Source organism: Flavobacterium sp., from assembly GCF_040382755.1.
GTDB lineage: Bacteria > Bacteroidota > Bacteroidia > Flavobacteriales > Flavobacteriaceae > Flavobacterium.
On the sequence record NZ_JBEIET010000094.1, the window covers coordinates 1 to 7,928 of the forward strand.

A 7,928-nucleotide genomic window follows, 5' to 3' on the forward strand; every position below is an offset into this window, starting at 1 on the left:
AGCAAATGCATATCCTGAGTTTATTGACGGAATGATTCACAAGTTTTTAAATGCTTCAACTTTTGACGGATATAATCCCTATCGTGTTACGAAAGATGGTTTTGATTGGGAAACGATAGAGCCAGATAATCCTTGGTCTTATATTGGTTATTGGGGCGATCATCAGATTATCTATTTATTAAAGTTTTTAGAATTCATAGAAAATTATCAACCTGGAAAACTTCAATCTTATTTTGATAAGGAATATTTCGTTTATGCAGCGGTGCCTTATACTATCAAATCGCATCAAGATATACTAAAAAATTCAAAAGATACTATTGAATTTAATCATGAATGGGATGCGAAAATCAATCAACGTAGGAATGAAAATGGCGCTGATGGTGCCTTATTAAGAGATAATAATGGCGACATATATCATGTAAATTTAATTGAAAAGTTATTGGCTACCATACTGGCTAAAATGTCTAACTTTATTCCTGAAGCGGGAATTTGGATGAATACCCAACGCCCAGAATGGAATGACGCAAATAATGCATTAGTAGGCAATGGTGTTTCAATGGTGACGCTAAATTATTTAAGAAGATTTCTAAAGTTTTTTCAACAATTATTAAATAATTCTGACCAAGAAACAATTAAAATTTCTAACGAAATGGTGGAATTTTACCATGCAATTAGAGAATGCTTACTTTCACAAAAACACGTATTATCAAGTTCAATTTCTAATGAAGATAGAAAAAAAATACTTGATTCGTTAGGTCAAGCCGCTTCCGAATATAGATTCCACGTTTATAATAGCGGATTTTGGGGTAAAAAAAGAACACATTCTATGCAAGGTTTAAAGAATTTCACTCAAGTAAGCATTGATTTCATCGAACATTCAATAAAAGCCAACCAAAGAGAAGATGACCTTTATCATGCTTATAATTTAATGTCTGTTGAAAACAATGGCATTTCAATTTCCTATTTACCAGAAATGCTTGAGGGTCAAGTGGCTATTTTAAGTTCTGGGTTTCTTTCAGCAAAGCAGTCAATAAAAGTGTTGGACGCTTTAAGAAATAGTGCCTTGTACAGAAAAGATCAAAACAGCTATATTTTATATCCAAATAAAGAATTACCTAAATTTTTAGAGAAAAATACGATTCCGAAGGAAAGCATAGAAAAATCAGCTTTGTTAAATCAGCTTTTAAGTCAATCTAATAATCAACTAATTAATAAAGATCTTAAAGGGAATTATCATTTTAATGGAAATTTTCATAACGCAAATGATTTAAAAATTGCATTAAATCAATTGTCTTTACATAAAGAATATAAAGAATTAGTGGAAAAAGAAACAACGCTTATTCTGCAAATTTTTGAAGAAGTTTTTAATCACAAAGCATTTACCGGACGTTCTGGAACTTTTTATGGTTATGAAGGTTTAGGGTCTATTTATTGGCATATGGTCTCTAAGTTGCATTTAGCTGTTTTAGAGGTTATTAATAAAGCAATAGATGCTAAGGAAGATCAATTAACAATAAATGCATTAGTGCACCATTTTGATGAAATTGGAGCTGGAATTGGCATTCATAAATCGCCAAAAGTGTACGGTGCTTTTCCAACAGATCCGTATTCGCATACACCTTTTGGTAAAGGTGCTCAACAACCAGGTATGACAGGACAAGTAAAAGAAGATGTCCTTGTTCGAATAGGTGAATTTGGTGTGAAAATGATTGATGGAAAATTACATTTTCAACCAGCCTTTCTCAAAAAAGAGGCATTTTTATCCAATGATACCGAAGCTTCATTTATTATGGTTGACGGTTCAATAAAACAAATACATCTTAAGAAAAATAGCTTAGCTTTCACCACATGTCAAGTTCCAGTTATTTATACAATTAACAACTCCAGTAAAATAGTTTTGAACTATAAAAATGGAGAAACAAAAACGTTTGATTCTTTAGAATTAAACGAAGTAGAAAGTAAAAAAATAGTGCAACGTACGAACGAAATTTCAGTTATTGAAGTGTATTTAAACGAAAGTATTTTAAGATAATGAAATATCTAATTTACATCATATTACTATTTTTTATGTCATGTAAACCAACGATTACTAGTAATCTGGTTTCAAGAGAAATGACTGCAGAAAAATTATTAGGAAATCCTAAATATCAAGGCATTTGTTATGGTGGCTATCGCACCAATTCAAGAGACATAGAACCAAATGTTTCCGAAGTTAAGGAGGATTTAAAAATTTTAGCAGCTATAGATATTAAAATAATCAGAACCTATAATCTGCATCGTGAAGAAATAGTAAATGTGCTAAAAGCCATAACCGAACTAAAAAAAGAGAATCCCAAGTTTGAAATGTATGTGATGTTAGGCGTTTGGATTGATTGTAAAAATGCTTGGACAGAAATTGCACCAATTCATGATGAAGAAAGTCAACGTAATGCAATTGAAATTCAAAAAGCTGTAGAATTATCCAATCAATATCCAGAGATTATCAAAATTATTTCTGTTGGAAATGAAGCAATGGTGAAATGGGCAACCAGTTATTATGTTACACCAGCTATAATTTTAAAATGGGTTAATCATTTACAAGAATTAAAAAAATCAGAACAATTACCAAAAAATTTATGGATAACAAGCTCAGACAATTATCTTTCTTGGGGAGGAGGTGAGGAGCAATATCACACCGAAGATTTGAATAGCTTAATAAAAGCGGTAGATTATATTTCCTTGCATTCGTATCCTATTCACGACGAACGTTATTTTCCAGAAATATGGGGAATAAAAGAAAATGAAGCAAATCTATCCGATAAAATGAAAATAGATGCGGCTATGTTAAGAGCCAGAGATTATGCTATTTCACAATATAATGGAGTTGTAAAATATATGAAATCGATTGGCGTAGATAAACCCGTTCATATTGGTGAAACAGGTTGGACTACCACTGATAATGTGTATTACGGAGATAAAGGTTCTAAAGCAGCCGACGAATACAAAGCCGCTCAATATTATGAATTGATGCGAGAATGGTCAAACAAAGAAAAAATTACTTGTTTTTATTTTGAAGCTTTTGATGAAAATTGGAAAGATAGTGCCAATCCATTAGGTTCAGAAAATCATTTCGGATTAATTAATTTACAATCTCAAGCGAAATATGCACTCTGGAAAAATGTGGATAATGGAACTTTTAAAGGTTTAACAAGAAATGGGAAACCAATAACAAAGTCATATAATGGTGTTGTAAACGAGTTATGGTTAGATGTTAAAATACCAAATTCTATTCTAAAGAATTAAATAATGAGTATTAATAAATACAAAATAAATGTTAGAGTTATAATGTTAATGGTAAGTATACTTCTATTTTCATTACAAAGCTGTAACGTAACATCAAAACTAAATGTTCAAGTTTATGAAACATCTGCAAGTGGAAATTCATTGACTAAAATCACCCAATTTTCTAACAAAGGAAATCCAATTGTTATTACACTTAACCCTGATGAAAAATTTCAAACGATTACAGGTTTCGGAGGCTCATTTACAGAATCTTCAGCTTATTTATTGAATAAATTAGGAAAAGAAAATCGCAACAAAATATTAAATGCCTATTTCAGCGAATCAGGTGCCAATTATTCGCTAACAAGAACGCACATAGCATCATGTGATTTTTCTTTAAGTAATTACACATATGCCAAAGTTGAAAACGACATGACTTTGGAACATTTTACCATAGAAGACGATAAATCCGATTTAATTCCGATGATTTTAGAAGCAAAGGCAATTTCTAAGGAAGGCTTTAAAATCATTTCTTCCCCTTGGTCATGTCCACCATGGATGAAAGACAATAAAAGCTTTGTTGGAGGGAAATTAGTACCAGAATTTAATGACACATTTGCCCTATATTTTTCTAAATATTTGAATGCTTATAAAAAGGAAGGTATTGATATATGGGGAATTACTCCTATAAATGAACCTCATGGTAACGGAAACAATTGGGAAAGTACGCTTTTTTCTCCAGAAGAAATGACGCTTTTTGTTCAAAATCATTTAGGTCCAAAATTAGAAAAAGACGGTTGGGGAGATGTAAAGATTTTAGGCTACGACCAAAATCGTGCAGGTATCAAAGAATGGGCAGACGAAATGTATAAAAACACAAACACCTCTAAATATTTTGATGGGATGGCCATTCATTGGTACGAAAGTACTTACGAAGTTTTTCCATCCGATTTACAATACGCTCACCAAAAAGCACCAAATAAATTTCTAATTGAAACGGAAGGTTGTATCGATTCTGAAATTCCGCATTGGCAAGATGATGCCTGGTATTGGAAAAAAGAAGCAACAGATTGGGGTTGGGATTGGGCAAGTGAAAAAGACAAACCTTTACATCCAAAATATGCTCCAGTACATCGTTATGCTATGGATATAATCGGTTGTTTAAACAATTGGGTAGATGGATGGGTAGATTGGAATATGGTATTAGATAGACAAGGAGCTCCAAATTGGTTTAAAAACTGGTGCGTAGCTCCAATACTTGTTGATGATAAAAATGATGAGGTGTATTTTACACCTTTATATTATGTGATGGCTCATTTCAGTAAGTTTATGCGACCAGGAGCTATAAAAATTGGATGTAATATAGATAATAAAGAGGTAGTAGCAACAGCAGTTAAAAATCTGGATGGTTCAATAGCAGTGGCTATTTTTAATCCAACTGATCGTATTCAAACAATTGATATTAAATTAAATAAAAAGAATAAAATAATTACTATAGACGCAAATGCGCTTCAAACACTACTCATAAAAACTAACTAATTGCACAATTAAAATTAAACATATGTCAAATAATATTACAAATACCAAAGTAATGGTTCCAATGAGTCAAAAAATTGCCTTTGGATTAGGAATGCTTGCCAATCAAATGTTTCCAGCAGCCTTAGGGATTTTTATGGTGGTATTAGTTGAAAATTTAGGAATGCCATCATGGATGTGGGGTGTTTTATTTTTTGTACCTAGAATAGTTGATGCTTTTTTTGATCCTATTATGGGGTTTATATCAGATAACACAAAATCAGATTGGGGTAGAAGAAGACAATATGTCTTTATCGGCTCTATAATTATGGGATTATCTTTTATAATTATGTGGCAATTATACCGTGAAAACAGCGTGACTTATAATTTCATATTTTTTCTTGTAATGTCACTAATTTTTCACATTGGTCTTTCCATCTTTAGCGTACCGTATGTAGCTATGGGTTACGAAATGAGTGACGATTTTCACGAACGCACCAGTATTATGGCTATTTCTCAATGGATAGGACAGTGGGCTTGGGTTATCGCACCATGGTTTTGGGTAATTATGTACGATCCATCTTGGTTCCCAAATGCAGATACTGCCACAAGAACATTAGCCATATGGGTAGGATTAGTTTTTATGCTTTTAGCGATGGTACCTGCCATTTTTATTAAAAGTAAATCAACCAAGTTTGACGATTCGTTAAAACCTTTAACGTATAAAACAATTGGAGGCAGCTTTAAAGAAATTATTAGTAGTTTTAAAGAAGCATTTTCAAATAAACCATTTAGAAAACTATGCATCGCTACATTTTTAATTTTTAATGCCTTTAATACAGTTGCAGGTTTTACTTTTTTTATTGTGGTATATTATCTATTTAATGGAGATACTGCTGCTGCTGGAATTTGGCCAACACTTTTTGGATGTTTGGGTGCTTTAGCAACTACGTTTATAGTGATACCAATAGTAGCTTGGATGTCAAAAAAAATGGAGAAAAAAACAGTATTTTTAATCTCACAAGGTATTTCTGTAATTGGATATATATTATTATGGTTATTGTTCATTCCGGGTAAACCGTATATGTTTTTATTTGCGTTGCCATTCTTTTCTTTCGGTATTGGAAGTTTGTTCACACTTATGATGTCTATGACAGCTGATGTTTGCGACATGGATGAATTAGAATCTGGAAAAAGAAGAGAAGGTATTTTCGGAGCTATTTATTGGTGGATGGTAAAATTCGGTTTTGCCATTGCAGGATTATTAACGGGTGTTATTATGTCTGCTGTTGCTTTTAAAGCCGGAGCGCCTACTCAACCAGAAGGAGCAGTTACAGGTTTGAGATTATTTTTCTCTGGTGTGCCAATATGTGGAACATTAATAGCCATGTGGATCATGTGGGACTATAATCTTACTGAGAAAAAAGCAAACGAAATAAAAAAAGAATTAGAGGAAAGAAAAGCTTTAGCTCAGAAACGAGTTCGCTAAGCATTAAAAATAAATTAGTTTTATAACAACACAATGAAAAAAAATACACAATTTCAAATTCTGTTAACCCTATTGTTTGTAATACAATTTGGTTTTGCCCAAGTTGATGTAGTTTACAATAATTTAGTATGGTCAGATGAATTTGATGGTACTGGAGCAGTAAATGCAACCAAATGGCATCATCAAATCCAAATTCCAGCCGGTGGAAGTTGGTATAATGGCGAAGTACAACATTATACGAACCAACTTACTAATTCATCTGTTTCTGGTGGTTTTCTAAACATCACTGCAAAAAAAGAACCTTACACCAGTCAGAATGTAACAAAACAATATACTTCTGCACGATTAAATTCAAAATTTGCTTTTCTTTATGGTCGTGTGGACATTCGTGCAAAAATTCCAACCAATCAAGGTACTTGGCCTGCTTTATGGTTGTTAGGGAAAAATATAAATGAAGATGGCGGTTTTTTTGATGCTCAATTTGGAACAACCGGTTGGCCTGCTTGTGGTGAAATTGATATTATGGAACATGGTATTACACAATCGCAACCTGCAGGTTACGTACAAAGTGCGATACATACCCCTTCTTCTTTTGGAAGTACAGTAAATCATGGTGGAACGATAGCCGCTAATTTAGGAACCGATTACCACGTATATTCTATGAATTGGTCTCCATATCAAATAACTTTTTTATTAGATGGAGTAGCGTTTTATACCTATAATCCTGCAGTAAAAACGCCAAGTAATTGGCCTTTTAACGCCGAACAATATTTATTATTAAATATTGCTATGGGTGGTGTAGCAGGTACTATTCCTTCAAACTTTACACAAGCGTCAATGGTTATCGATTATGTTAGAGTATACCAAAACACTACTGTCGACACACAAGCGCCAACTAATTTTACGGCTACTATTGGTGCAGTAACTAGCTCAACTATTGAACTGTTATTAAACGGTAACGACAATTCAGGAAATGTTTCTTATAGCATTAATTATAGCGGTGGTACAATTAATACAGCTAGCCCTTCTGGAGTTCAAAAATCGGTAGTGGTTCCCAACTTAAACCCAAATACAAACTATGTTTTTTCAATAGCAGCAAGTGATTTAGCTGGAAATAATTTTGTTTCGAACCCCATTGTAATTAATGCAACTACAACAGCTGTAACTGGCTGCTTCGGTACCAGTAATTTAGCACAAATAGGATCATTTACTACAGGATACAATTATGCTTTTGAAACCTTAGGAACCAATGTTAAAATTACTTACGGCTTACTAGATACGGATAAAGTTGGAGTAGTGGCTTATCTGTGGCGACAAAGTCCATTTGCAGAAACTCAAATGACGAATGTATCAGGTAATATTTTTACACATACAATAACGGGACAAACTATAGGAAGTACAATAAATTATGGTGTGAAGTTTGCTTATGCAGGTGGAATGTCTGTAACTAACTATTATTCGTATGTGGTAGGTAGTAATTGTGTTTTAGAAGTGGCTTCAATTCAAGAGCCTTTAGATTTTACATTTTTAAATCCTGTTGAAGACTACATAAAAATAATTTCTGAAGATGAAATTGACAAAGTTGAAGTATATAATATGACAGGTATGTTAGTTTTAGAAACCAAAACGGATACGAATAATATTGATATTAAAAATCTTTCAC

5 protein-coding genes are annotated in these 7,928 nt (G+C 32.8%); all 5 read left to right on the plus strand.

The window, feature by feature from the left end:
- Positions 1-2,032: GH149 family glycoside hydrolase (locus tag ABWO04_RS08555; RefSeq protein ID WP_502903976.1), on the plus strand; the 2,032-nt coding region annotated here is incomplete at its 5' end.
- Between the two features lie 35 nt (positions 2,033-2,067).
- A complete protein-coding gene (locus ABWO04_RS08560; protein WP_353079144.1) occupies positions 2,068-3,282 on the plus strand; it encodes a glycoside hydrolase family 17 protein in 1,215 nt (404 codons plus the stop codon).
- Positions 3,283-3,330: 48 nt separating this feature from the next.
- Positions 3,331-4,800 carry a glycoside hydrolase family 30 protein gene (locus ABWO04_RS08565; RefSeq protein ID WP_502903977.1) on the plus strand — a complete coding sequence of 490 codons (1,470 nt, stop codon included), beginning with the start codon at positions 3,331-3,333 and terminating at the stop codon, positions 4,798-4,800.
- Between the two features lie 22 nt (positions 4,801-4,822).
- The gene (locus ABWO04_RS08570; RefSeq protein ID WP_353079148.1) at positions 4,823-6,265 is read left to right on the plus strand and encodes an MFS transporter; all 1,443 of its coding nucleotides are present in this window, start codon (positions 4,823-4,825) and stop codon (positions 6,263-6,265) included.
- Positions 6,266-6,298: 33 nt separating this feature from the next.
- The coding region (locus tag ABWO04_RS08575; protein ID WP_353079150.1) for a family 16 glycosylhydrolase at positions 6,299-7,928 on the plus strand (1,630 nt) is incomplete at its 3' end.

Bases quoted from the DNA above. Each gene is read 5' to 3' on its own strand.
- ABWO04_RS08560 (WP_353079144.1), top strand. From the start codon at position 2,068: ATGTCATGTAAACCAACGATTACTAGTAATCTGGTTTCAAGAGAAATG.
- ABWO04_RS08565 (WP_502903977.1), top strand. From the start codon at position 3,331: ATGGTAAGTATACTTCTATTTTCATTACAAAGCTGTAACGTAACATCA.
- ABWO04_RS08570 (WP_353079148.1), top strand. From the start codon at position 4,823: ATGTCAAATAATATTACAAATACCAAAGTAATGGTTCCAATGAGTCAA.